The organism is Alcanivorax sp. HI0044, assembly GCF_001634945.1.
In genome coordinates, this window is the sequence record NZ_LWEZ01001111.1 from 1 (window position 1) to 367 (window position 367).

Genomic DNA, 367 nt, shown 5'->3' on the forward strand with positions numbered 1-367 from the left:
GCTCGGCTTTGTAAATGGTGGCGGTGAGGGCCATGAATGAGTTCCGCTAGAGGCCAGATGCCGGACGCCAGACGTTGACGCCCTGCAGCGCGACCAGGGTTGCAGGGATAGCGCGTGAGCATACGCTNNTTGGCGTCAGGCGTCAGGCGTCAGGCGTCAGGCGTCAGGCGTCAGGCGTCAGGCGTCANTTGTTCCTACACCAGCGCCCAGACCCCGAAACCGACAAACAGCGCCGCGCTGATGCGGTGGGCCCAGGTCTCGAATTGTTTGCTGCCGAACTGGTGCGCCAGCCAGATCACCGGCAGGTTGGCGGCCACCATGCCCAGGGTGGAGCCACTCAGTACCGGCCAGAACTGGTCCTTGAACT

1 protein-coding gene is annotated in these 367 nt (G+C 63.7%); it reads right to left on the reverse strand.

Annotation, left to right across the window (positions count from 1 at the left end; translation table 11 throughout):
- Window positions 1-194: 194 nt before the first annotated feature.
- Window positions 195-367, reverse strand: a 173-nt coding sequence (locus A3730_RS29735) for a TMEM165/GDT1 family protein (protein WP_197477477.1), incomplete at its 5' end; no start/stop codon positions are given.